This is a genomic window from Sphingomonas lacunae (assembly GCF_012979535.1).
Lineage (GTDB): Bacteria > Pseudomonadota > Alphaproteobacteria > Sphingomonadales > Sphingomonadaceae > Sphingopyxis > Sphingopyxis lacunae.
This window is the reverse complement of record NZ_CP053015.1, coordinates 664,926-689,131: the sequence shown is the minus strand read 5'-3', so window position 1 is coordinate 689,131 and position 24,206 is coordinate 664,926. Positions and strand designations below refer to the sequence as shown.

Sequence of the window (24,206 nt, the reverse complement as noted above, 5' to 3'; positions counted from 1 at the left end):
TATAGCGCCCCCAAAATACGGGCCGCCCCTCTGGCGGAACGGCCCTGTCTGACGCTAGGGCAGGGCAAGTTTGAGTTTGATTCGACCGGGGTGGACTGCAAAGCCATGCAAATGTTGAAGCGCCTGTTTCTCGCCACGATGATCGCCGCAACGCCGGTGGCCATCCATGCTGCGGCTCCTGCCGCGGCTCCCGCAGCCGCGGCGGCAACCGCGGCGGTTACTGCGGAAGCTTCGTCGACTGCGGCGACTGAATCGGCTGCGCCTGGTGTCGCCACTGAGGTCGGTTCCGGCGCCTATGCCCGTGCTCAGCCTGTTGAGGGTCAGGGGCAGCCGATACCGGGCGGCCTCGATTTTCAGCCGCAGGTTACCGAGAATGGCCAATATGCGCTTTGGCTGAATAATGTGATCCTGCTTCCGTTGATCACCATCATTTCGCTGTTTGTGCTGGGCTTGATGCTCTGGATCGTCGCCCGCTATCGCGCGGCAGCCAACCCGGTGCCTTCCAAAACCTCTCACAACACCTTGATCGAAGTTATCTGGACGCTTGTGCCGGTATTTATTCTGGTCGGCATATCGGTCCCGTCGATCGACCTGCTGGCCAAACAATATGCGCCGCCGCCTGCTGACGCCGTGACCGTCAAGGTCAATGGTTATCAATGGTATTGGGGATATGAATATCCCGACCATGGTATCGGTGAATATGTCTCCAACATGTTGGATGAAAAGGCTGCCGAAGCGTCTGGCGAACCCTATCTGCTGGCCGTCGACAATCGCATGGTGGTCCCGGTGAACAAGACGGTGAAGTTGATCGTTCGCGGCGCTGACGTGATTCACAGCTTCGCCGTTCCGGCCTTGTGGACGAAGATGGATGCTGTTCCTGGCCGTCTCAACGAGGTGACTTTCCGGGCAACGCGTGAGGGCGTTTATTATGGCCAATGCTCGGAGCTCTGCGGCGTAAACCATGGCTATATGCCTATCGCTGTCGAAGTTGTCAGTGAGCAGGCCTTTGCCGACTGGGTTGCTTCTAAGGGTGGTGCAATGCCAGGCACTGCTGACCCTGGAGCGGCCGAAGCCACGGCAGTTCCTGCCGCTGCTACCCCGGATGCCGCTTCTGCTGCCGCTGCGCCGGCAGCCCCGACTGCCACTCCTGCTGCGGCGCCTGCCGCCGCTGCTCGCTGAACCGAGGATCAGGACTGATGACTGACATTGCTGCCCATGGCCACGCCCACCACGACGATCACGCCGATCACAAGCCCGGCTTCTTCGTTCGCTGGTTCATGTCCACCAACCACAAGGACATCGGCACCCTTTATCTGATCTTCGCGATCTTTGCCGGCGTTATCGGCGGCGCGATCTCGGGGATGATGCGTCTCGAACTGGCTGAGCATGGTGTCCAATATCTGCCTGGCTGGGCTGCGATGCTCGGCGGTGGCAGCGATGCTGCTGCCGGCAATCATCTTTGGAACGTCCTGATCACGGCGCACGGTTTGATCATGGTCTTCTTCATGGTTATGCCGGCCATCATCGGCGGTTTCGGCAACTGGTTCGTGCCCATCATGATCGGTGCGCCGGACATGGCGTTTCCGCGCATGAACAATGTCAGCTTCTGGCTGACGTTCGTCGCATTCATCATGCTGGTCGGTTCGGCATTCGTGCCGGGTGGAGCCGGCAATGGGGCGGGGACGGGCTGGACTGTCTATGCGCCGCTATCGACCAGTGGTTCGGTCGGCCCGGCCGTCGACATGGCGATCTTCTCGCTTCACCTCGCCGGCGCGGCGTCGATCCTCGGTGCGGTGAACTTCATCACGACCATCTTCAACATGCGCGCGCCGGGCATGACCCTGCACAAGATGCCGCTTTTTGTCTGGTCGGTGCTCGTTACCGCCTTCCTGCTTCTGCTGGCGCTGCCGGTTCTCGCAGCCGCGATCACCATGCTGCTGACCGATCGCAACTTCGGCACCACCTTCTATGATCCCAATGGTGGTGGCGATCCGGTCCTGTACCAGCATCTCTTCTGGTTCTTTGGTCACCCGGAAGTGTATATCATGATCCTGCCGGGCTTTGGTATCATCAGCCAGATTGTCTCGACCTTCAGCCGCAAGCCTGTGTTCGGCTATCTCGGCATGGCCTATGCCATGGTTGCCATCGGTGTCGTCGGGTTCATCGTTTGGGCCCACCACATGTTCACCGTCGGCATGAGCGTTAACCTGAAGATGTACTTCACTGCCGCTACGATGGTCATCGCCGTCCCGACCGGCATCAAGATCTTCTCCTGGCTGGCGACGATGTGGGGCGGCTCCATCAGCTTCAAGACTCCGATGGTCTGGTCGCTGGGCTTCATCTTCATGTTCACTGTTGGTGGCGTGACTGGTGTTGTCCTCGCCAACGGTGGCGTCGACCAGAACCTGCACGACACTTATTATGTCGTGGCCCACTTCCACTATGTGCTCTCGCTCGGCGCCGTCTTCGCCCTCTTCGCGGGTTTCTATTACTGGCTGCCGAAGATGTCGGGCCGCATGTACAGCGAATTCCTCGGCCAGCTGCACTTTTGGGTGTTTTTCATCGGCGTGAACGTCATGTTCTTCCCGATGCACTTCCTGGGCCAGCAGGGTATGCCGCGCCGCTATCCCGACTATGCCGTCGCCTATGAATATTGGCACAACATCTCCTCGTGGGGCTATGCCATCATGGCCGTCGGCGTGCTGATCTTCTTCGTGAACGTCCTCTACACGTTCCTCGCCGGACGTCGCGCTGAAGCGAATCCGTGGGGTGAGGGTGCAACGACGCTGGAATGGACGCTGTCCAGCCCGCCGCCGTTCCACCAGTTCAACCAGTTGCCGAAGATCGACTGAGAATATGAGGCCGGCGGTCACAGGGGGATGTGACGGCCGGCCTTCCTCGGTAGCAAACACTATGGCCGATGCCCCATCTCTCCCCCTGACGATGCCCGCCGACTGGCGCGACTTCCTCGCCCTGACCAAGCCGCGCGTCATGAGCCTCGCCATCTTCACTGCCCTGTGTGGCATGTTGGTGGCTCCTGGGGAGATTATTCACCCCGTTCTTGGCTTCACCGCCATCCTTGCAATAGCACTTGGGGCAGGGGCGAGCGGCGCGCTCAATCAATGGTATGAGGTGGATGTCGACCGGGCGATGAAACGGACGGCTGGACGGCCGCTCCCATCGGGCCGCATGGACAAGGTCTCGGCGCTCCATTTTGGTGTCGGCCTTGGTGTTTTTTCGGTTCTGTTGCTTGGTTTTGCGACCAACTGGACGGCTGCGGCGATGCTGGCCGTCTCGATCCTGTTCTATCTCCTTGTATACACCATCTGGCTAAAGCCCCGGACACCGCAGAATATTGTGATCGGCGGTGCCGCTGGAGCGTTCCCGCCGGTGATCGGCTGGGCCGCAGCCACCGGCGACGTCTCCACCGCCGTGCCTTTGCTTTCCATGCCCTGGATGATGTTCCTCCTGATCTTCCTGTGGACGCCGCCGCATTTCTGGGCGTTGTCGCTGTTTGTCCGGACGGATTATGCCAATGCAGGAATCCCGATGCTTCCGGTTGTGGCCGGCGAAAGCGCAACCCGGCGCCAGATTTTCCTCTACACGCTGCCAATGGTGGCCTGTGCGGTTGCCATCTGGCTTATCGGCTATGCCGGTCTGGTCTATGGTGTCATCGCCACCAGCCTCAGCCTCCTCTTTCTCCTTTTGGCCACGCATGTAGGCTTTCGTTCGACCGAGACCGATGATGGCATGAAACCCGAACGCCGCCTGTTCTGGTTCTCGATCCTTTATCTTTTCATCCTGTTCGCCGCACTGGTGGCAGATCGCTGGATTGGCCTTGTATGACTGACGCGCCCGAACCGTTCGATCTCGAGGAACTGCGTCGCCGCCAAAAGGGCCGAGCGCGCATCATGGGCTTGGGGCTTCTTGCCTTGGCTGCCCTCTTCTTCTTCATCACCATAGCCAAAATGGGGCTAGCAAACTGATGCAGTGGATCAATCAACTCGACCGCAACATCCGGACCGGCCTTTGGGTCGGAATGATTGCAGTAGCGATGACCGCGCTCGGCTTTGCCGCCGTGCCGCTCTATCGCATTTTTTGCCAAGTCACCGGTTTCGGCGGCACGACAATGCGGGTTACGGAAGAGGAGGCCAGCAAGTTCGTCGTCGCCGATGGCAAGACAATCTCGGTACGCTTTGACTCCAACGTTTCCGGCAATTTGCCCTGGTCGTTCCGACCCGAGCGGCAACGCGACACGATCAGCATCGGCGCCCGTGACATGATGGTGTTCGTTGCCAGGAACGACTCCGATCGTCCCATTACTGGCACCGCGACCTTTAATGTCACTCCAACGCAAGCCGGCCCATATTTCAGCAAGGTGCAATGCTTCTGCTTTACGGAACAGCGCCTTGAACCAGGGCAGGAAGTCCGAATGCCAGTGATCTACTATGTTGATCCGAAATTGCTTGACGACGTGGATGCCCGCGACGTTAAGGAAATCACCCTGTCCTATACATTCTATCCTGTGGACGAAGCAGGTTCAGGCCGTTAAGGGCAATCGTCATATTCACGCATCCCGCCGCAGGGGGGACCCGCCAAGGATGCGCCAACGAAGCACATAGGGGAGCCGTCATGGCCGGTGCCAAACACCATGATTACCATCTCGTAGAACCGAGCATCTGGCCGCTGGTCGGCTCGTTCGCCGCCATGATCATGTTCGGCGGTCTGGTGATGTTCATGCACGACAATGAAGTCGGCAAATGGGTGCTGGGCCTTGGCCTCGCGGCTGTCATCGCAACCTTCTATTTCTGGTGGGCGGATGTCGTCCGCGAAGCACATGCGGGCGACCATACCCCGGTGGTGCAGCTTCACCTGCGATACGGCATGATCCTGTTCATTGCTTCGGAAGTGATGTTCTTCGTCGGCTGGTTCTGGGCCTGGTTCGATTTCGCCCTCTTCCCGCAGCCGCTGGAAGTAGTGGACGGCGTCGTCAGCAACCTCATCGGCCAGGACGGCGCCGCCGCCCTGATGAGCTTCCCGCCCAAGGGAATTGAGGTCATCAACGCGTTTGACCTGCCGCTCCTCAACACGCTGATCCTGCTCTGCTCGGGCACGACCGTTACCTGGGCACACCACGCCTTGCTGAATGATGATCGCGCCGGTCTGATCAAGGGCCTGTGGGTCACCATCGGTCTTGGTCTGCTTTTCTCGTCGATCCAGGTTTATGAATATGCCGTAGCACCCTTCCCGTTCGCAGGCCTGAACTACAGCTCGGCCTTCTACATGGCGACAGGCTTCCACGGCTTCCACGTGTTCGTCGGCACGATCTTCCTGATCGTTTGCCTCGTTCGCGCCTACAAGGGCCACTTCACGCCCAAGCAGCATTTCGGTTTCGAAGCGGCCGCCTGGTACTGGCACTTCGTGGACGTTGTGTGGCTCTTCCTGTTCATCGTCGTCTATGTTTGGGGTGGCTGGGGCGCTCCGGTCCACCACTGAGGCGGCGAATGACAGACCATCCCACCGAGGGATCAGAAGGGCGGCCCGCCATTGCGCGGGCCGCCCTTTTTGGACTCTGCCCCGAATGTGGTGCGCCCGGCCTGTTCGCAGGGCCGATCCGTTTCGCCGACCATTGTCACCGTTGCCACCTCGATTTCGCGCGGTTCAACGTAGGTGATGGTCCTGCCGCCTTACTCATCATGCTGATAGGCGCCATCGTGGTGCCCCTCGCGCTCTGGCTGCATTTCAGCGTTCACCCACCTCTGTTGGTTCATCTCATTGTCTGGCCACTGGTTGTTCTGGCCCTGACGCTTGGGGGGCTGCGCGTCGCCAAGGGGGGACTGATTGCAGCAGAACACCAAAGGGAAGGCCGGGAGGGCAAGTTGATTGATGAAGAGGGCGACTCGGGTGGACAGGCAAGCTAAACGGGTCTCATGACTGAATCATCCACGCCCAGCCGCGAACCTTCCACTCCTCCTGTTCCGCCGAACGGTGAATCAAAGCTGGCGGATTGGCCAATTGGTGCGAGCATAGTGGTTGCCCTGGCCATTGCGATCATGATCGGCCTTGGCATTTGGCAATTGGGTCGCGCGTCTGAAAAGGATGCGCTGATCGCCAGGTACCAAACGAATATGAGCCTGCCGCCGACCGCCTTTCCAAGCATCAACCCAGCCGATCAGGACTATCTCTACAGGACAGTATCGGCAAACTGCCTGCGCGTTACCGAATGGCGTGAATTGGCTGGCCGTACTGTCGATGGGCGAAGCGGATGGCGACACATTGCAACATGTGCCACAGGGGCAGAAGGCCCTGGCATTCTCGTCGACATGGGGGTCAGCGAAGGACCCGGTCCTGATCTGGCCTGGGTCGGTGGCTTTGTGCGTGGCCGGGTCACGCTTGAACCGGACCAGCAGAGCGCCTTTTCGCGCATGTTGAGTGATCCAGCACCGTTGCGTCTCATGATCGTGGCTGAAACCCCGGCCCCGGGTTTGGTTGCCTCTGCACCGCCAGACCCTTCATCGGTTCCGTCAAATCACCGGTCCTATGCTGGCCAATGGTTCCTGTTTGCCGCAATGGCGGCAGCCATATTTATCCTCGCCGTCCTGCAACGGAGGCGCAACGGCCGGGGCTGAACTTGGCAAGGCAGACTTCCGGCGTCCCAACGAAGCCTGTGCTTGCCGCTGGCGCCCCGGACGGCTAGGCGACGCAGGCGATGCTGTATCAATCCACACGGGGCGCCGCTGCGCCGCTCGACTTCCGTTCGGTCACCATGGCGGGCCTAGCGCCCGACGGAGGGCTGTACCTGCCGCAAAGCTGGCCCGAATTCACAGCTGACCAGATCGCCGCTCTCGCCGGATGTGACTATGCAGAAACCGCTGCGCGTGTGCTCGCTCCCTTTGTAGGCGACAGCCTGTCCATGGAGGAATTGAGGGCGCTGACCCGGACTGCCTATGGCCGATTCTCGCATGAAGCCGTCGTCCCGATGGTCCAACTGGATGGTCGCCACTGGCTCATGGAGTTGTTCCATGGTCCGACGCTGGCGTTCAAGGATATCGCCCTGCAATTGTTGGGTCTGCTGTTTGAACGCTTCCTCAGGGGCACCGAAACCAATCTGACCATCGTTGGCGCCACCTCTGGCGACACGGGTTCAGCCGCCATTGACGCGGTTGCCGGGCGCCAGCAGGTCTCGATCTTCATGCTTCATCCGCAAGGACGCGTCAGCGACGTCCAGCGGCGCCAAATGACAACTGTCATTGCCGATAATGTCCATAACATCGCTATCGATGGCAGCTTTGATGATGCCCAGGCGATGGTGAAGCGGATGTTTGCCGATCAACAGGTCACCTCGTCAATCACCCTGTCGGCGGTCAACTCGATCAACTGGGCCCGGCTGGCGGCGCAGGTTGTCTATTATTTCTATACCGCGGTCCGGCTAGGCGCACCGCACCGTCCCGTGGCCTATTCGGTGCCGACAGGCAATTTCGGCGACGTTTTTGCAGGCTATGTCGCGCAGCGCATGGGTCTACCGATCGCCCGCCTGATCGTCGCCACCAACATCAACGATATTCTTCATCGAGCCCTGTCCACGGGAGATTACAGTGCAGGCACAGTGGTGCCGACCGCTACACCCAGCATGGACATCCAGGTCAGTTCCAATTTCGAACGTCTGCTCTTTGATCTTGGCGGACGCAACGGGTCAGCTATCGCTGCCCAGATGGCAGGCTTTGAAGCCAGCAAAGCCATGCAGTTGACCAATGCGCAGCGGCAGGGAGCAGCAAACCTGTTCACCAGTGCGCGGATTGATCAGGACATGATGGCACAATCCATTCGCTGGGCATGGGATGCGGCTGGCGAACTGATTGACCCGCACACAGCTGTCGGCCTCGCGGCTGCTCGATCCGATGATCTGGATCCAGCCATTCCGATGGTCACGCTTGCGACTGCCCATCCCGCCAAGTTTCAGGACGCTGTGGAGCGCTCCACCGGTCGCAGACCGGCATTGCCGGCGCGCGTCGGCAGCTTGTTTGAACGCGAAGAGCGGTACACCAGCTTGCCCGGTGATTATGCGGCGGTCCGGGACTTCGTGCTGGCGAATTCGTGCCGGTGAGCAAGCCGCTCGTTACCCTGACCGGCGAACCGTGGCGCAGCTTTGGCCTGATTGACAGTGGCCACGGCCGCAAGTTTGAACGCTACGGCCCTTGGCGTTTCATCCGGCCCGAACCGCAGGCAATGTGGGATTCAGCGCTTGATGATTGGGATGCTGATGGCGAATTTGTTCCAGCCTCCGATGAGGACGGGGGTGGCAGGTGGGTCTTTGCCCGTCCCGTGCCTCGTGAAGGTTGGGAACTTGATTGGGAAGGTATCCGCTTCAACGCACAATGTACGCCTTTTCGCCATCTCGGCTTTTTCCCGGATATGGCACCCGTATGGGGCTGGATTCGTCAACGGGTGCACGGGCTTGAGCAGCCGCAGTTTCTGAACCTGTTCGGTTACACCGGGGTGGGAAGTCTGGCTATGGCTGCAACCGGTGCAAACGTCGTTCATGTTGATGCCTCCAAGAAGTCTGTTGCCCAGGCTAGGGAAAATGCGGCGCTATCCCGCCTTGCGGACGCACCCATTCGTTGGCTCGTTGACGATTGCAGCAAATTCGTGGCCCGCGAAGTCCGGCGCGGCCGTCGCTATGACGCTATCCTTCTTGATCCGCCGAAGTTCGGGCGGGGCCCGGATGGTGAGACATGGCGTCTCGAAGAGGACCTTCCGGGTTTGATCGCCAATTGCGCTCAACTGCTCGATGCCGATTCCCGTTGCCTGTTTCTGACTGTCTATGCTGTCCGCATGTCTGCCCTGGCGCTCCGTGAACTGCTGAGCCAGTCGCTTGGTCACCTCGGCGGCACGATAGAAGCCGGTGAGCTGGCTATTCGGGAGGAAAGCCGGGGCCTTGAATTGCCGACCGCCATATGGGCACGATGGTCGCGTTAGGCTTCGCGTGCACCTCTCAGCGCGGCACCGGCGGCAAAGGGCGTCATCGCCACCAGCAACAGTGACGCCGCGGCAAGGAAAAGGGTGGCACTGTTCCCGAGCGGGTCAAGCATACCGGCCCCGAAAATGAGCACGGGAATGGCCAGCGGCAACAACAGCAACCCGCCCAGTGCCGATGATCCTCTCTGACCAAGCGTGATGGCTGCGATCATCACACCCAAACCGGCGAGCGCTGGTGTGCCGATGGCAAGGCCCAGCGATAGCCTTCCCCATGTTGCACCATCCATATCGAGCAAAACAGCGCCCGGAACCGTAGCCAGCAGCAGGGGAATGCCAAACCCGATGCTGTGGGCAATCAGCTTTGCCGCCGCCACCATTTCGTCAGCGACGCCGCGCAAAGCCAATTGGTCAAGCACGCCAGCGTCACGATCGGGCGCGAATAGGCGCTCGACCGGTAGCAGCGCAGCGAGCAATGCTGCCACCCACAATATGCCGCCTCCGGTCCGCCGCAGCAATGTCGCGTCAGGACCGACGGCAAAGGGATAGAGCGTCGCTACCAAGAGAAAAAAGGAAACAGGCAGCCACCAATTGCCGCTGCGCCATTCCCTGGCCAGATCCCGCCCGATCAGTGACAGGAAAAGCGTCATGCCGGTCCCCAAATATCTTCGCCGACAGGTTGATGCGCCGACAGATCAAGAGTCTTGGCGCCATCGACGGCCAGAGGAAGATGCGATGCAAGCAGGACCGCGCCACCGCTTGCCCGATGGTTTGCCATCAATTGTTCAAGTAAAGCCAACCCGTCCCGATCGAGGCCGTTGCCGGGTTCATCAAGCAGCCAAAGTGATGCACTGCTGACGAGCAGACGGGCCAGACCGGCGCGTTTGCGCTGTCCGGTCGAAAGAAACCGCACCGGCACGTCGGCCAAATGGCCAATGTGCAGGCTGGCAAGGGCACCAGCGACCTTGTCCCGGCCCATGCCATCAACCTTTGCCCAAAAGGCAAGAGCGTGGCCAACTGTCATGTCTCGGTCGAGGGCGTGGGCTTCGTCAATCATGGCTATGCGCCCGTCGCGTCGGACAGTGCCATGGGCTGCCGGCAAAAGATCGGCCAATATACGGATCAGGCTCGATTTGCCGATTCCATTGGCACCGGTGACGTGCAGCGCCTCGCCGGCAGCAAGTTGGCCACCGACACCCCGCCATAACAAGCGCGTGCTCCGGCGACAGGCGAGGGCATCAAAACGGATCAGTTCGCGCGTCATGGCAAATGGTTCGCTGAAACAGGCCGGGAGTGGCAGGATCGGGCGCATTGCGGCATAGGCTGCTTCTACCGGTCCGGTGGGCAGGTGCAATGGCGCAAAAGGGGAGAAGCGAGATGGTAGAACGTTTGGGTGAAGCCGAGCAGCGGGCGCTTCTGGACGCGCATCCGCTTTGGTCACTTGATCGTGACGGTGCCGCCATTACACGGAAGTTTGTGTTTGGCGACTTTGCCGAAGCGTTCGGTTTCATGTCCCGTGTGGCTATTTTGGCGGAAAAGGCCGATCATCACCCGGAATGGTTTAACGTCTACAACCGCGTGACCATCACATTGACGACGCATGATGCCGATGGCTTGTCGGCGCGCGATGCCGCTCTGGCAGCGCAGATTGATGCAATGGTCGGATAAGGGTTTCCGTCATTGACTATTCCCCCAGAGTTCGCTGCGATTTCAACTGCTTGCGAAGGCGCCCTGGTATCCACCGGCTCGCGAAGGCAAGTCGTTTGGCAGTCTTGCCAACCGGCGTATGCACGGTGTCACCATGTACGGCATCCCACGCTGCCTGTGCTACTTGTTCAACCGGCGTGAATTCCAGTCCGGCCTGAACAACCCGGTCGCGACTGGTTTCGTTGGAGCCGGGGACTGCGCGCTGCAGCAATGGTGTGTCGATAAATCCGGGCATCAGACTGCGAACCTTGATGCCTTCGTCGGCAAACTCAACCTCAAGCGCCTCTGTCATGGCCCGGACAGCAAATTTGGTTGCCGAATAAATACTGAGGCCAGGTGTCCCATAGAATCCGGACGCTGACCCTGTGTTCAGAATACAACTGCCCGGTGTCGCTCGCAACAAGGGCAAGCCGGCGTAGATACCGTTCATGACCCCACGGAAATTCACGTCGATCACAAAATCGGCGTCTTCGGGAGAAAGTGCATCGAAGACGCCACCCAGACCCACGCCCGCATTATTGAACAGTACATCGATGCGCCCGCCGCTCTTTTCAGCGAATTCGCCGAGGGCGCGCTGCCATTGCTCTCGCTCGCGGACGTCAAGCCGGTGGATCGAGCACATGCCTGCCGGCAGCAGGGCGGCCGTCTCCTCCATCCCTGCCTGATTAATGTCTCCAATGCCGACAAACCAACCGCGCCCGGCAAATAGGCGGGCCGTTGCGCGGCCAATGCCGGAACCGCCGCCGCTGATGAAGATGGCCTTGCGCTGATGGGAGGCGCTTTCGCTCATGATTATCTTTTCCTGAACTGATGTTCGCGACATGTCGACGCAATGTGCCTTTGGAATCAAGCCTTACTTTCACTCATGTCGGTAAGGGCGTCTCAGATCACCTCGCTCTGATAGGCATGCCAAGCGAAAATCGCAGCGGCACCGCGATGTGGCCGCCACGGTTCGGCTATCGCCCGGACCAGCTTTTCGGTTGGCCGGCCATCGATCTTCTTGATCTTGCCTACGGCAATCTGCACCGCCAGATCGCCGGCCGGCCATATGTCGAGACGGCCTTCGGCGAACAGCAGGTAAATTTCCGCAGACCAACGTCCGATACCCTTGATCCGGGTGAGTAAGGCAATGGCCTCTTCGTCATCTTCGGGAAGGGAGTCGAGCTCCAGTTCGCCGCTTAAGGTCAGTTCGGCGAGACTGCGCGCATATCCCTGCTTCTGCCGTGATAGGCCGCAGGTGCGCAGTTCTTGTTCGTTGGCAGCCACAAGCGCATCTGGTGGGCATCCTGGCCCCAGCAGCGCTTCGACCCGTGCGTAAACGGCTGCTGCTGCCTTTGCGCTGACCTGTTGGCCGACAATCGTCCGCAGCATTGTGGCATAGCCCCGCTCGCGAATGCGTGGCTCCGGATATCCAGCCGCAGCCAGTGCCCTCGCCATATCGCTGTCTCGTACCGCAATGGCGTCCAGCGACGCTTGCAACTGCTCCGCAGTCAGGCCCATCCCAATTGATCCTTCGTCACCTTTGCGCAAGCTGGCGCTTGATTCGTCTGCTCTGGCACAGCATAGGCGAGACGAGCAGTCATGGGGCATCCCGTTATTTGCGCGCAAATCTGGCGGAGGGAAACAGAATATGGCCAAGTTGATCGTCGTCACTCGCGATGGCACTGAAAAAGCGATCGAAGGCGACACCAACCTGTCGGTCATGGAAAATATCCGTGACGCGGGCTTTGACGAGCTGCTGGCCCTGTGCGGCGGTTGCTGTTCCTGCGCCACCTGCCATGTCATCGTCGACCCCGCCTTTGCCGACAAGCTGCCGGCGATCAGCGAAGACGAGAATGATCTGCTCGACAGTTCGTCGTTCCGCGAAGCCAATTCGCGCCTGTCGTGCCAGCTGCCGTTCAACGATTCGCTCGACGGTCTGCGCATCACCATCGCGCCGGAAGACTGATCGGTCTCAGCTCTTGGCCCGCGCCTCCGCCGCCGCATAAAGGGCGATGGCGGCGGCGTTGGAGACGTTGAGGCTCTCCATCAGCGGACTGATTGGCAGTCGCGCCAGCTGGTCGCAATGCATGCCGGTATTCTGCCGCATCCCGGGCCCTTCGGCCCCAAGCACCAGCGCTGGGCGGATTTTGCCCAACGCCTGTCCCAATGTGTCGCTTGCTTCGCCGGCCAATCCGATGCGCCAATAGCCGGCATTTGCCAGTTCATCGAGCGCGCGAGCCAGATTGACCACCCTGACCCACGGCATGATTTCGAGCGCGCCGGATGCAGCGCGGGCGATGGTGCCTGATTCGGGAGGGCTGTGCCGATCTTGTGTGACGATTGCTACTGCATCGAAGGCGGCCGCAGACCTAAGTATCGCGCCTATGTTCTGCGGGTCCGTGACCTGATCAAGCACAAGGATAGGGCGCCGGTCATCGGATTCTGGCGTCAGGAATTCGTCAAGAAAGCGGTCGGGCAGTGGGTCGACTTCGGCAACCAGCCCCTGATGTGGTGCGCCGTGAGGCACCATCCCGGCGAGGTCGGACGTCCCTGCGGATGTCACAGTTACCCTTGGCGGCAGGTCCACTGTCGCCAATGCCTCGCGAGTCCCCCAGATGTGGCGAAACGTCCGTTCCGGGTTGTTGAGGGCTGCAATGATCGGGTGACGGCCCCACAGCCGGACATATTTGTTGCCGGACTTGGGGCCGGAGCGGCCTGATTTGTCTGTTCTACGCATGATGGCGGTGCTTTTTCCACGTGGCTGATTGACAGGCAAGCGCCGTTTCGCCATTGACGCGCCTCCCGAGGGTAGCAGTTCAACCGCGCTGCCCGCTCGCCCGGCTCGACCGGTGAGCAGCAATGGGGACAGGTGGCCGAGTGGTTAAAGGCAGCAGACTGTAAATCTGCCCGACGTTGTCGTACGCTGGTTCGAATCCAGCCCTGTCCACCACTATTCCGCAAATGGTTTCTATCGGCCTGGGATGTCTTCCGGGTGTTTCGCTCAATGCGATCGATGGGTGGCCGTTGCGTCGATGATCCGCGTGGCCGGGTGATGCTTGTCGAGATGCCGTTTGATGATCCTGAGATTGCGGCTGTTTGACCGAAACACAAAGTCCGCTGCGTCGCCAACCAGAGGAATGGCGCCAATGAGCGCGTCCACCCCCACATTGCTGGCCATACGCAGCAATTGCCAACGGGACATGCCCAGATTGCGCCCTTCCCATACCAGATAGCCACCCAGCGCGGCGGTGATGAAGTCGCCCACCACCGGAATCAGTCCGGCGACAGCGTCAAGGCCGATGGGGAAGCGCGTGCCAGGAATGGTAAGGCTACGCTCGAGCAGCATTTCGAGCATCTCGACACGCTGACGAATGGCAGCCGGGTTCTTTGTGTCGATGTTCAGATGTGCGGCGAGCCGGTCCATCTGGTTCTGGGCAGTTGTCTTCAATCAAGTCACTCCATCAAGCCCGGCTGTGCCGCTGACCAAAGCGGACAGGAACGGACCATGTGCAACCCTTGCCCGATCAATTTGGGTATGGCCGGAGGCGAATCAAGCTGTGGCGTCCACGATTATTTGCCCGCAACCCGGGCGCCCGGTCCGAAAGCAGTGACCAGCGAACCGGGCCAGCCAGCGGAATGAAGCCAGCATGCCGCATGACGGCCTCTTCGGCGGCCTGTATCGCCTGCACTCGCCCGGCCGGGTCCTCGGCTTCGCCGATCGCGTCGATCAGGCGCTGGGCGTCCACACTACAGCTCAAGCCGCGCCCGCAGCCCACCCGGCGCAGATACCATCCATCGTCGCTGCTAGGTGCGAGATCATCGATCAGCCGCAGATCGGCATCCGCTGCCATTGGTACGCGCCGTGTTTCTATCCCAACCATTGCCAGGTCAGTTCTGAGCCATGAGAACATGATGCGCGCCCCGGGGCCGTCGGGCAGCGCGATCCTCAGAAGTGCGGGCTGATTGCCGTTCCGGCTACGCCAATCCGCAATCAGTGTGCCTGCACGGTTCAGGCGTTCTGCTCGTGGCAAATCGACCCAGGCAGGATAAATAGGCTCAATGGCCGAATTGCCCGAGCGTTGGGGACGCAGCGTGATGCGCGGTTGCCAGCCCGGGATGTCGAGCGCCTCTATCAACCTTTGCCTGTCTATGGCCATGCCGACGGCATCCCGCGCCAGCCTGTCGGCTAGCAGCCCGCGATCCGTGACCACTGCTAGGCCAAACAGGCCATCGACCGGGTCGATCATCGCCCTTTCGCGTTGCACGCCGGCTGCTTTGACCATTGGCCAACCGTCGAATCGACCGCCGAGTACAGTATCGACATCGCCCGCTTCAAATTGCGTGACCGCTCGCACTGTGTTGCTGCCCCAGAGCTGGATCTCACGGCGTGCCTCCTCATCTGGCTCAGCGGTTTGTTGTCCATCCACCATGGCCATCAGCGGCACCGGCGTCAGTGTTGCCGTGCCGCCTTGCCACTCCGCTCGCCACGGCCCCCAGCCCCGTCCGCTGCGCATCAGCGCCATGTCTGGCTGCGCCAACAAGTCAAGCAAGGCGGGTTGAGGTCGATCGAGCTGGATTTCGATGACCTTTGTCGTCCGCGCCAATATCGCCCGGACCCCGGCAAATTCACCGCGCAACGGTGAACGAAGGCGAGGCGAAGCCATTTTTTGACGGAGGATTGCGGCAACATCAGCCGCTTTGACGGGTCGCCCGTTGGTCCAATGGGCTTCACGAAGGCGAAAGATGTAAGAACGGCCATCATCGATCACGGTCCAGCGCTCGGCAAGCCCTGCCTCAATCTGACCATCGGCGGCAAAGCTCACCAGCCCTTGCGCGGTTGCTTCCATCAACAAGCGATCCGGAAGGGATAAAGGCGGCGCTGCTTGCTCTGGATTGCGGTGGAGAGCCCCGATCGCCGCCACGCGCACCGGCCCGCTTTCACCAAAGAGGCTGCAACCACCAACCAGACTGATTGCTGCCACTGGCATAGTCATCAGCAACAAGTGGCGGGTCCATGATGTCGGCAACGCAGGCATGCCAATCTGAATCGTCGCACTGCGCCTGATTTGCAAGTCTGCCTTGGCATAATTGCCAGTCGGATCGCTCCACGCTTGTCAGCAGCAGCCCGCGGTGACACTGCAAAGCCCAGTGCAGCCTTTGGAGGATTGATCGCCATGCGTCGTGCAGCCATCGTATCGCCCTTGCGAACCCCGGTCGGGAAGTTTCTCGGTGCCTTGTCGGGAGTCGCAGCACCTGAACTGGGCGCTACAGTGGTAAGGGCATTGCTTGAACGCACCGGATTGGACCCGGAAAGGATTGATGATGTGGTCTTTGCTCAAAGCTATGCCAATGGCGAGGCGCCGTGCATGGGGCGCTGGGTAGGGATGCAGGCGGGTCTGCCGGTCAGCGTGCCCGGTTATTCGCTTGATAGGCGCTGTGGCTCTGGCCTTCAGGCGATTGTTGATGCCGCGATGATGGTCCAGACCGGGGTGGCTGATGTCGTCATCGCCGGCGGGGTCGAGAGCATGTCCAATGTTGAATATTACAGCACCGACGTGCGCAAGGGGGCCCGTGCCGGATCAGTGACGCTCCACGACAGACTCCAGCGTGGCCGGCTCATGTCCCAACCCGAATGGAGATTCGGCCGAATCAGCGGGATGATTGAGACAGCGGAAAATCTGGCCAAGGAGTATGGCATCACGCGCGAAGAGAGTGATGGCTATGCTGTCATGAGTCACCAGCGAGCCGCCGCTGCCTGGGCCGAGGGCAAGTTCGCCGACGAACTGGTGCCGGTCACGATCAAGGGCAAGAAGGGGAACGTAGTCGTCGACCATGACGAAGGCTATCGTGCCGATGCCAGCATGGAATCGCTCGGATCGCTCAAGCCACTGGAAGGCGGGGTGGTGACTGCCGGCAATGCCAGCCAACAGAATGACGCCGCCGCCGCCTGTTTCGTTGTCGCAGAGGATAGGCTGTCAGAACTCGGCCTTGAGCCGATCGCCTGGTTTCACAGCTGGGCTGCCGCAGGTTGCGAACCATCGCGCATGGGTATCGGCCCCGTCCCGGCGGTTGAGCGATTGTTTGCCCGCACCGGCCTTGGTTGGGACGATATTGATCTGGTTGAGCTCAACGAAGCCTTTGCTCCCCAAGTGCTTGCAGTACTCAAAGGTTGGGGCTGGGATGATCGTTCCCGCCTCAACGTCAATGGTTCCGGCATATCGCTCGGCCATCCGATCGGTGCCACCGGCGGCAGAATTCTGGCGACTCTGACCCGCGAACTGGTCCGTCGCAATGGTCGCTATGGCCTGGAAACAATGTGCGTCGGCAGCGGCCAAGGCATCGCTGCGATTTTTGAACGCGTCTGAACCGTTGATTGAACTGGAAGGAGGCCGACAATGAGCCTGCATGGAGCCGGACCTGAACGTACCGAACAGATCGCCGCTGCAGTGGAGGCTTTTGTCCGGAAGGTGGTGATACCTTACGAAAACGATCCGCGTCGTGACCATCACGGCGCACCGCTCGACGAACTGGTCATGGAGATGCGCGATAAGGCGCGAGCAGCCGGTGTGCTCACCCCGCATATTCTGCCCGATGGCGGCCACTTGACCCAGCAGGAAACCGCTATTGTCCTGCAAAAGTCGGGTCTGTCACCGCTTGGACCGCTGGCGGTCAACACCATGGCGCCTGATGAAGGCAATATGTATCTGCTTGGCAAGGTCGGCAGCCCCGAGCTTAAGCAGCGTTTCCTGACACCGATGGTCGAAGGACGAGTCCGCTCCGCCTTTTTCATGACCGAGCCAGCGCTGGAAGGAGGCGCCGGCAGCGATCCCTCAATGATGCAGACGACTTGCCGGCTGGACGGCAACCACTGGGTCATCAATGGCCGCAAGGCCTTTATTACAGGCGCCGAAGGGGCAAGGGTCGGCATTGTCATGGCAAAAGCTGCCGATGGCCCGGCGGCGGGTGGTGCCTGCATGTTCCTCGTCGACCTGCCGGATCCAGCCATCCGGATTGACCATGTTCCCAACACCATCGACAGTTCGATGCCTGGCGGCCATGCAACGGTTACGATCGAGAATCTGCGGGTCCCCGCGGACCAGATGCTGGGAGAGGCAGGCGAAGGCTTCAAATATGCGCAGGTGCGGCTGTCACCGGCGCGTCTGTCCCACTGCATGCGCTGGCACGGCAGCTGCCAGCGAGCGCACGAGATTGCTGCGGATTATGCCAACCGCCGCATGGCATTCGGCAAGCATCTGATTGACCATGAGGGGGTCGGCTTCATGCTTGCGGAGAACCTCATCGACCTGAAGCAGGCTGAACTGATGATCCAATGGTGTGCCTCGGTGCTCGACTCCGGATCGCTCGGGACAGTTGAAAGCTCGATTACGAAGGTGGCTGTTTCGGAAGCGCTGATGCGGATTGCCGACCGCTGCGTTCAGGTAATGGGTGGAACCGGCGTTACCGATACTACGATCGTCGAGCAGGTTTTCCGGGAAGTGCGCGCTTTCCGCATCTATGATGGTCCAACCGAAGTCCACAAATGGAGCCTCGCCAAGAAAATCCGGCGCGATTGGAAGGCGGCACAATCCGCCTGAACAGAGCCTTTGGTCAGTAGATCAGCTGTTGGCGAGTGACGATCCACGGCACGACTCCTGCTAGAAAGATAAGCCAGACGAATGCTGCTCTGACTTTGCGCCAGAAGCGACGTCGGGGATAGGCGGGGTCGTCGAGCAGCCGGGCGAGACGGAGTTCATAATGGGCGGTCAACTCGCCATGGCGACGTTCTGTCTCATTGCCAAAGGGGCCAACAAACAGCCTGTGGACAAGCAATGTGGCGATATAGGCCGCAATCAGAAAAAGAAGGGTTTCGGCAAGATACTCAGCGTTATTGTTGATGAAACGCTTGATAGTGAACCACATGAGTCTCGACCGCCCGTCCGGTCACGCTTCAAAGAGTGACAGAGCTGCTATAGACCGACGAACAGGGCCGGGCAATCATGTCGATCACCCGGCCCATAAATGGTCTGCTCCAGGCAGCTTAGCCTCGGATTTACGGCAACTCGCTGATCAACAGCGTCGTGGCTGCACTGCCACCGATCGCACCAACCCAAATGTCATAGGTGCCAGCCCGGGCGTTGCGGAACGTGACGCGGGCATTGACGCCGCCACCGCTATCATCATCGCAATACCAGTTGCCGTCCGGGCCATTGATGATGAGCGTCGTATCGCCGCTCGACTGTGTGCGGAAGGTCAACGGCAATGAACCGCCCGAATAGGTCACTTCGAAATCAGGGGCGTCGCTGATCATGCCAACACAGGCGCCGGGCAAAGCACCGCCGTCGATGCTGCCACCGGACACCAGACTGACGCGATAGGGGTCGGGCGTAAAGCCGGCATTAAGTGTGATTTCACCCGAATTGGCCGTCAGGCCGGCGTTTTGAGCGGCAGCAGGGCTGGCCACTGCGATGAAGGCAAATGCAGCGGCTGCCATCGCCGCGGTGGTGGAAAGTCTGGTCACAGTCACTGTCCTTACTAAACGGGCCCATGCCAGAGCTGTCCGGCATCACCCCCCTTTCCCGTAATTGGGACTCTGTGTGTCAATTGTTTTATCTTTTTCGTCAATCATTTCCGCCTGAACGGAATATAACTTTTGCTTCATCAGCGGTTCAGTGCTCGCGGCCTATTTCCCGCCACATTGGCGGAGGTCTGCGCCGTGCTGGTCGAGCTGCGGCGGCATTGCGACCGCTGGCAAGTTGGCATCGCTGAACCGCACCGGTGATCGCATTTCGATATAGTCGCCTTCGCTGGGGTGGCTGCGCTGGCGGAAAAAGCCTGTGGCATTGAGATGCTCGTCGGCAATCACCTCATCGAGGTCGCGGACCTTTTGCGCCGGAATGTCGACAGCCTGCAATCGTGCCAACAGATCATCGACGGTGTAGCGCGGCGTCAGTTCAGCCATGCGCTGATAGAGGGCAGCACTGTTAAAGAACCGCAATTTGGCATCGGCAAAGCGCTCGTCGTTCAGGAATTCTGGTTCCCCCAGCACCGCAAAAATACGGTCCCACGCACCATTGGTATAGGCCACGATGCTCAACCAGCCGTCGCTCGCCCGAAAGGGCTGCCGGTCCGGGTCGAGCTGGCGTGGATAGCCCGCCGGGCCAATCGGCGGGACAAAGGTCTGGTCGCCGAGATGCTCCAGCATCATGAAGCTTGTGAACGCCTCGAACATCGGGATTTCGACATGCTGGCCACGCCCGGTCCTCAGCTTGTGGATCAGCGCCGCCTGTATCGCATAGGCGGCATGCAGGCCCGATACCTTGTCGGCGATCAGCGAGGGCAGGTAACGCGGCTTCGCCACGCCATCGACACGCGGCAACAGGGTTGTGGTGCCGCTCGCCGCCTGAATGACATCATCATAGGCCTGTAAATCGGCATAGGGACCGTCCTGCCCAAAGCCGACGCAATGGGCATAGATGATCGCCGGGTTGATTGCGCTGACCGCCGCATAATCGAGCCCCAGCCGCTCCATCGCCTTGCCGCGGACATTGACGACAAAGACGTCTGCCTCGGCGAGCAGTTGCTGCATCACCGCCAGGTCATCGGCGGACTTCAGGTCCAGCGCGACGGAGCGTTTGCCCCGATTGACAGCCATCCAACCTGACCCCATCCCCGGTGTCACCGCCGGTCGTGTCCCTGGACGGAACTGGTCTCCCGCCGGTGGCTCGACCTTGATCACGTCGGCGCCCATATCCGCCAATATCTGCGTCGCATAGGGGCCGAACACGACGCTGGTCAGGTCAATCACCTTGACCCCGCTCAACAACGGCTGGCCATCCCCCGCTTCGATCATCGCATCAGTCTCCGCTCAAAAGGCGATCAGGTTGACGCCATCCTCATGGACAATCGACACCCGCTTGCCGACCGCCTCCGGGTCGGCGAGCGCGTGCAGCTTGCCTGCCTCATCCTTGCGTGTGCGGGCGAGGATGCGCGCGCCATCGTCGGTCCGGGCAAAGACATAGCCGCGCTGCGGCTCGCCCTTGGCCCAGGTCACGCTCCAGCTTTCGATGGTGGCGGTGGCGCTTTCGCTCAGCAGGCGCGGCCCCTGTTGCGCGTCGCACTCGGCCTGAATCGCCCCATTGCTGACTGGCTGCCATTGCGCGGGTGCCTCGGTCGAATAAACGCCCGCAGCTTCCTTCGACAGGAATCCGCCATTGGCAAGGACCAGTCCGTACGTTCCTGGCGCGCCGCGCAACCGGCTGACCATCTCGGCGATGCCGTGCATCGAATAATTATTGCCCGCCCCGCCAAAGAAGGGGAGGCCGCCGGTCAGCGTCAGTGCCGCCGCCCTGCCGGGCAGGTTGCTGCCCCGCTGCCAGTCGAGTCCCAGCGCTTCCGCCGCCAGCAGCACCGCGACCGGGAAACAGCTGTACAAGTCATAGAGGCCTATCCGCGACGCATCCGCCATACCGCTCGTCGCCAGTGCCTGCCTCAGCACCAGTTCGGTGGCGAGGCTCCGCGAGAGGTCGGGCCGCTCGCTCGGCACCTTGTCCTTCACATGGCCATGGCCGTGCAGGAACACCCGCTTGTCCGGCGAAATCCCCAGCCGGTCCGCCTCGCCGACGCTGGTCAGCACCACTGCCGCGCCCTGGTTGACCGCATCCTGCGCCACATCCCATTTGAGATAGGGATCGGCGACCGGATAATTTTCCCTCGATGGGGTCGACAGAAATTCTACATCCCGCTCGACCGGGAATTGCGCATGCGGGTTCGCCGCCGCCACGCTCGAAAAGCCTGACCACAGCTGCGACATGAGCGCTCGGTGTTGCGCCGGGCTGTTGCCCCACCGCACCCTAAGCGCCTGCTCGAACGCCGGATAGGTCTGCGTCGGCGCGCCGAGCCCGTTGGCGACATCATAGGGTGACAGCAGCGAAGCACCCAGCCCCCGATCATCCTGCACGTCCCCTGCGCTGTGGCTCCAATCGAGCGCCTGCCCGGCCTTCAATGCCGCCTTCATCGCCGCCGTCGCTTCCGATCCGGTCAGCAGCACGGCGCGCACTTCGCCGGCATGGATCGCCTCCGCGCTTTCATTGACCAGCGCCTGCGGCTGGTCACCGCCTACATTGCTGTGGATGCAATCGCGTGGGGCGAGGCCTAGGTCGGCCACCACCGTCCCCGGCGGGTTGGCACAGCGACCAAAGGGTTGCGGCGCACCCGGCACGCTGTCGAGCATCGTCCGTACCGCGACCACCCGGTCGATGATGCCGCCCAGCGCCGCGCCCGCGCCACTGTCGGCCAGCGCCAGCTGCGCCGCCTCGGCGCGCAGCGACTGCGGGCTCGGTGCCGCATCACCCGTCGCCGGGTTCCAATGCACCGTCTTCTGCCCCACGCCGACAATCACCGGTGTTCGCGGATCCATGCTCATGCCCATTCTCTCCCTCCGTTGCCCCCTATCTGGCGGAGGCGGGCGGTTCGCGGCAATGGGGAATCGTGACAGGTCGGGCATCGCTGCTATAGCGGCGCGCATCGCCAGCCTTGCCAGACAGGACCCGCCCGATGAGCCTAGACACCGTCTCGACCAACCGCAGCCACGGCGGCACTCAGGGCGTCTATCGCCACGCCAGCAGCGCGACGGGAACAGAGATGACTTTCGCTGTCTTCGTGCCTGATCATGCGCCGGGCGCGAAGCTCCCGGTTTTGTGGTATCTCTCGGGCCTCACCTGCACCCATGCCAATGTCATGGAAAAGGGCGAATATCGCTCCGCCTGCGCCGAACACGGCATCATCTTGATTGCGCCCGACACCAGCCCGCGCGGCGAAACCGTCCCCGACGATGCGGAGGGGGCGTGGGATTTCGGCCTCGGTGCCGGCTTCTATGTCGACGCGACCGAGGCACCGTTCAGCACTCACTACCGCATGCGATCCTATATTGAGCTGGAACTGCCCGCGCTGATCGCTGCGCATTTCCCGGTCGACATGGCGCGTCAGGGCATCACCGGCCACAGTATGGGCGGCCATGGCGCGCTGACCATAGCGCTGCGCAACCCGGAACGGTTCCGCAGTGTCAGCGCCTTTGCCCCGATTGTCTCGCCGTTCAACTGCCCCTGGGGGGAAAAGGCGCTGACCGGCTACCTCGGCGCTGATCGAACTGCATGGGCCAGCTATGACGCCTGCGCCCTCATCGCCAACGGTGCCCGATTGCCCGATCTGCTGGTCGACCAGGGAGAGGCTGACAGTTTCCTCGAAGCCCAGCTCAAAACCCACCTGCTGCGGGACGCCTGCACAGTGGCCAACCAGCCCGCCACCATCCGCCTGCAACCCGGCTATGACCATAGCTATTATTTCATCTCGACCTTCATGGCCGAGCACGTCCGCTGGCACGCCGAGCGATTGTAAAGCCCCATACCTGTCTCACTTTTGAGACAGGTGCACCACTCCGCCCGCCGCACCGCGCTTGCAATTCGTTGAGCAAGGTCAAGGATGCTCCGTCTGCCGGGGGGTAATGGTTGCCACAAAGGACAGCTATACTCGCTGCAGCGGGACCGGGAGAGTGGCGCAATGGTAGGCAAGGCGCATAACCATAATGATCTGGTGCTCAGCACCGTCCAGTCGCCACAGGCGGCGGCAACCTCGGCCGTTGCGGCGAGCTGGTGCCGCTCCGCGCTGCATCACGGGCTGGATCCTGCTGCTGCCAGCCGCAACGACCGAATGGATGATCGCGCTGTCTCGCGCCTGCGGGAGGCCAATGGCGAACTGCTCGCCGCCGCCACCCCCTCGCTTGACCGGCTGTTTGGCAGCGTCGGCGGAGCCGGTTGCTGCGTCATCATCTCGGATGTCAGCGGCATCGTTCTCGAAACGCGTGCGCTCGATGCCGACAAGGAGATGTTCGACGCCATCGGTCTCGCCCCTGGCGCGTCGTGGAGCGAATCCGACGAAGGGACAAATGGTATTGGCACCTGTCTGGTCGAGGCACGACCGGTCACCATTTTCCGTGGCGATCATTTCGCCAGCCGCAATGTCGGCGTGAGCTGTATGGACGCGCCAATTTTTGACCCCGAGGGACGGCTCGTTGCCGCGCTTGATGTGTCGACCGCCCGCTCCGATCATGGCGAGGCGATGGCGACGATGATCGCCACTTTGGTGCAGGATGCAGCGCGCAGCATCGAACGGGACTTCTTCTGCCGCCGCTTTGCCGATGCCCGCATTGTTTATGCCGGCGGCAACCAACCGAGTGCAGGCGCCGCCTTGCTCGCAGTGGATCGTGATGATCTGGTGATCGGTGCATCGCGCGCTGCTCGCCGCCAGTTCCGGCTTGGCGCCGATTCGCACTTCGCTCCGCGTCCGCTTGCTGACGTCATGGGGACTGATGGCAATAATGGCTTCAATGATGGTGAGCGCGCCATCCTGCGGCAAGCCCTCGCCCGGTCCGGCGGCAATGTCGCCGCTGCCGCACGCCTGCTGGGCATTGGCCGGGCAACCATGTATCGCCGCATGGAACGCGCCGGCATGGGCGGTATGAACTGATTGCGACGCGCCCAGCGCCAACC

At 61.1% G+C, this 24,206-nt stretch carries 27 protein-coding genes and 1 tRNA gene; 17 read left to right on the top strand and 11 right to left on the bottom strand.

From position 1 onward, the window contains the following. Window positions 1–105 precede the first annotated feature (105 nt). From coxB to GV829_RS03110, 10 genes are all read left to right on the top strand, one after another. A complete protein-coding gene (gene coxB, locus GV829_RS03155; RefSeq protein WP_169943785.1) occupies window positions 106–1,179 on the top strand; it encodes a cytochrome c oxidase subunit II in 1,074 nt (357 codons plus the stop codon). 17 nt (window positions 1,180–1,196) lie between these two features. Next, window positions 1,197–2,852 (top strand): cytochrome c oxidase subunit I, encoded by a 1,656-nt coding sequence (ctaD, locus tag GV829_RS03150; protein ID WP_169943784.1) that lies wholly within the window; start codon window positions 1,197–1,199, stop codon window positions 2,850–2,852. A 91-nt stretch (window positions 2,853–2,943) separates the two neighbouring features. Next, window positions 2,944–3,846 (top strand): heme o synthase, encoded by a 903-nt coding sequence (locus GV829_RS03145; RefSeq protein ID WP_246202998.1) that lies wholly within the window; start codon window positions 2,944–2,946, stop codon window positions 3,844–3,846. Continuing rightward, a complete protein-coding gene (locus GV829_RS03140) occupies window positions 3,843–3,986 on the top strand; it encodes a hypothetical protein (protein ID WP_169943782.1) in 144 nt (47 codons plus the stop codon). The genes GV829_RS03145 and GV829_RS03140 overlap by 4 nt, the downstream gene beginning before the upstream one ends. Further along, on the top strand, window positions 3,986–4,552 hold the full coding sequence (locus GV829_RS03135; protein WP_169943781.1) for a cytochrome c oxidase assembly protein: 567 nt from the start codon (window positions 3,986–3,988) through the stop codon (window positions 4,550–4,552). The genes GV829_RS03140 and GV829_RS03135 overlap by 1 nt, the downstream gene beginning before the upstream one ends. A gap of 80 nt (window positions 4,553–4,632) precedes the next feature. Next, window positions 4,633–5,496, top strand: a complete 864-nt coding sequence (locus tag GV829_RS03130; RefSeq protein WP_169943780.1) for a cytochrome c oxidase subunit 3 — start codon at window positions 4,633–4,635, stop codon at window positions 5,494–5,496. An 8-nt stretch (window positions 5,497–5,504) separates the two neighbouring features. Further along, window positions 5,505–5,921 (top strand): DUF983 domain-containing protein, encoded by a 417-nt coding sequence (locus tag GV829_RS03125; RefSeq protein ID WP_169943779.1) that lies wholly within the window; start codon window positions 5,505–5,507, stop codon window positions 5,919–5,921. Between the two features lie 9 nt (window positions 5,922–5,930). After that, on the top strand, window positions 5,931–6,629 hold the full coding sequence (locus GV829_RS03120; RefSeq protein WP_169943778.1) for an SURF1 family protein: 699 nt from the start codon (window positions 5,931–5,933) through the stop codon (window positions 6,627–6,629). Window positions 6,630–6,709: 80 nt separating this feature from the next. Next, the gene (gene thrC, locus GV829_RS03115) at window positions 6,710–8,104 is read left to right on the top strand and encodes a threonine synthase (RefSeq protein WP_169943777.1); all 1,395 of its coding nucleotides are present in this window, start codon (window positions 6,710–6,712) and stop codon (window positions 8,102–8,104) included. Continuing rightward, window positions 8,101–8,976 carry a class I SAM-dependent methyltransferase gene (locus GV829_RS03110; protein ID WP_246202995.1) on the top strand — a complete coding sequence of 292 codons (876 nt, stop codon included), beginning with the start codon at window positions 8,101–8,103 and terminating at the stop codon, window positions 8,974–8,976. Before thrC ends, GV829_RS03110 begins: the two co-directional genes overlap by 4 nt. On the opposite strand, the gene GV829_RS03105 is transcribed toward GV829_RS03110, so the two are convergent. Further along, window positions 8,973–9,623, bottom strand: coding sequence for a heme exporter protein CcmB (locus GV829_RS03105; protein ID WP_169943776.1), 651 nt, complete (start codon window positions 9,621–9,623; stop codon window positions 8,973–8,975). The two genes, GV829_RS03110 and GV829_RS03105, sit on opposite strands and share 4 nt — an antisense overlap. Further along, on the bottom strand, window positions 9,620–10,327 hold the full coding sequence (gene ccmA, locus GV829_RS03100; protein WP_246202993.1) for a heme ABC exporter ATP-binding protein CcmA: 708 nt from the start codon (window positions 10,325–10,327) through the stop codon (window positions 9,620–9,622). The genes GV829_RS03105 and ccmA overlap by 4 nt, the downstream gene beginning before the upstream one ends. Before the next feature lie 23 nt (window positions 10,328–10,350). Here ccmA and GV829_RS03095 point away from each other — a divergent pair, with 23 nt between their 5' ends. After that, window positions 10,351–10,641: a 4a-hydroxytetrahydrobiopterin dehydratase gene (locus tag GV829_RS03095; protein WP_169943775.1), complete on the top strand. Its 291-nt coding sequence runs from the start codon at window positions 10,351–10,353 to the stop codon at window positions 10,639–10,641. Window positions 10,642–10,657: 16 nt separating this feature from the next. On the opposite strand, the gene GV829_RS03090 is transcribed toward GV829_RS03095, so the two are convergent. Next, on the bottom strand, window positions 10,658–11,470 hold the full coding sequence (locus tag GV829_RS03090; RefSeq protein ID WP_169943774.1) for an SDR family oxidoreductase: 813 nt from the start codon (window positions 11,468–11,470) through the stop codon (window positions 10,658–10,660). A 92-nt stretch (window positions 11,471–11,562) separates the two neighbouring features. Continuing rightward, window positions 11,563–12,180, bottom strand: a complete 618-nt coding sequence (locus tag GV829_RS03085; RefSeq protein WP_169943773.1) for a DNA-3-methyladenine glycosylase family protein — start codon at window positions 12,178–12,180, stop codon at window positions 11,563–11,565. A 130-nt stretch (window positions 12,181–12,310) separates the two neighbouring features. Between GV829_RS03085 and GV829_RS03080 the strand changes: the two genes are divergently transcribed. Then, window positions 12,311–12,628 (top strand): 2Fe-2S iron-sulfur cluster-binding protein, encoded by a 318-nt coding sequence (locus GV829_RS03080; protein WP_169943772.1) that lies wholly within the window; start codon window positions 12,311–12,313, stop codon window positions 12,626–12,628. Between the two features lie 6 nt (window positions 12,629–12,634). On the opposite strand, the gene GV829_RS03075 is transcribed toward GV829_RS03080, so the two are convergent. Then, the gene (locus GV829_RS03075) at window positions 12,635–13,399 is read right to left on the bottom strand and encodes a TrmH family RNA methyltransferase (protein ID WP_169943771.1); all 765 of its coding nucleotides are present in this window, start codon (window positions 13,397–13,399) and stop codon (window positions 12,635–12,637) included. A 126-nt stretch (window positions 13,400–13,525) separates the two neighbouring features. Here GV829_RS03075 and GV829_RS03070 point away from each other — a divergent pair. Beyond that, window positions 13,526–13,612: transfer RNA gene (locus tag GV829_RS03070), tRNA-Tyr, on the top strand. Window positions 13,613–13,663: 51 nt separating this feature from the next. Here GV829_RS03070 and GV829_RS03065 read toward each other — a convergent pair. Together GV829_RS03065 and GV829_RS03060 are read right to left on the bottom strand one after the other, a co-directional pair. Continuing rightward, entirely contained in the window at window positions 13,664–14,086 is a 423-nt protein-coding gene (locus tag GV829_RS03065) for a DUF4112 domain-containing protein (protein ID WP_169947887.1), read from the bottom strand. Between the two features lie 100 nt (window positions 14,087–14,186). After that, the gene (locus GV829_RS03060; RefSeq protein WP_169943770.1) at window positions 14,187–15,656 is read right to left on the bottom strand and encodes an ABC transporter substrate-binding protein; all 1,470 of its coding nucleotides are present in this window, start codon (window positions 15,654–15,656) and stop codon (window positions 14,187–14,189) included. A gap of 180 nt (window positions 15,657–15,836) precedes the next feature. Between GV829_RS03060 and GV829_RS03055 the strand changes: the two genes are divergently transcribed. Both GV829_RS03055 and GV829_RS03050 read left to right on the top strand, forming a co-directional pair. Further along, the gene (locus GV829_RS03055; RefSeq protein ID WP_169943769.1) at window positions 15,837–17,027 is read left to right on the top strand and encodes an acetyl-CoA C-acetyltransferase; all 1,191 of its coding nucleotides are present in this window, start codon (window positions 15,837–15,839) and stop codon (window positions 17,025–17,027) included. A gap of 30 nt (window positions 17,028–17,057) precedes the next feature. Further along, entirely contained in the window at window positions 17,058–18,257 is a 1,200-nt protein-coding gene (locus tag GV829_RS03050; protein WP_169943768.1) for an acyl-CoA dehydrogenase family protein, read from the top strand. A gap of 13 nt (window positions 18,258–18,270) precedes the next feature. On the opposite strand, the gene GV829_RS03045 is transcribed toward GV829_RS03050, so the two are convergent. The 4 genes from GV829_RS03045 to GV829_RS03030 all read right to left on the bottom strand — a co-directional run bounded on the left by GV829_RS03045 (window position 18,271) and on the right by GV829_RS03030 (window position 22,084). Then, window positions 18,271–18,582: a hypothetical protein gene (locus GV829_RS03045; RefSeq protein WP_169943767.1), complete on the bottom strand. Its 312-nt coding sequence runs from the start codon at window positions 18,580–18,582 to the stop codon at window positions 18,271–18,273. A 130-nt stretch (window positions 18,583–18,712) separates the two neighbouring features. After that, window positions 18,713–19,180, bottom strand: a complete 468-nt coding sequence (locus GV829_RS03040; protein ID WP_212612146.1) for a hypothetical protein — start codon at window positions 19,178–19,180, stop codon at window positions 18,713–18,715. Between the two features lie 162 nt (window positions 19,181–19,342). Continuing rightward, a complete protein-coding gene (locus tag GV829_RS03035; RefSeq protein ID WP_169943766.1) occupies window positions 19,343–20,512 on the bottom strand; it encodes a CaiB/BaiF CoA transferase family protein in 1,170 nt (389 codons plus the stop codon). A 15-nt stretch (window positions 20,513–20,527) separates the two neighbouring features. Next, window positions 20,528–22,084: an acetyl-CoA acetyltransferase gene (locus tag GV829_RS03030; RefSeq protein ID WP_169943765.1), complete on the bottom strand. Its 1,557-nt coding sequence runs from the start codon at window positions 22,082–22,084 to the stop codon at window positions 20,528–20,530. Window positions 22,085–22,215: 131 nt separating this feature from the next. On the opposite strand from GV829_RS03030, the gene fghA reads away from it, so the two are divergent. Further along, window positions 22,216–23,055: an S-formylglutathione hydrolase gene (gene fghA, locus GV829_RS03025; protein WP_169943764.1), complete on the top strand. Its 840-nt coding sequence runs from the start codon at window positions 22,216–22,218 to the stop codon at window positions 23,053–23,055. A 162-nt stretch (window positions 23,056–23,217) separates the two neighbouring features. Beyond that, window positions 23,218–24,183 carry a GAF domain-containing protein gene (locus tag GV829_RS03020; RefSeq protein ID WP_169943763.1) on the top strand — a complete coding sequence of 322 codons (966 nt, stop codon included), beginning with the start codon at window positions 23,218–23,220 and terminating at the stop codon, window positions 24,181–24,183. The last annotated feature ends 23 nt before the right edge of the window (window positions 24,184–24,206 follow it).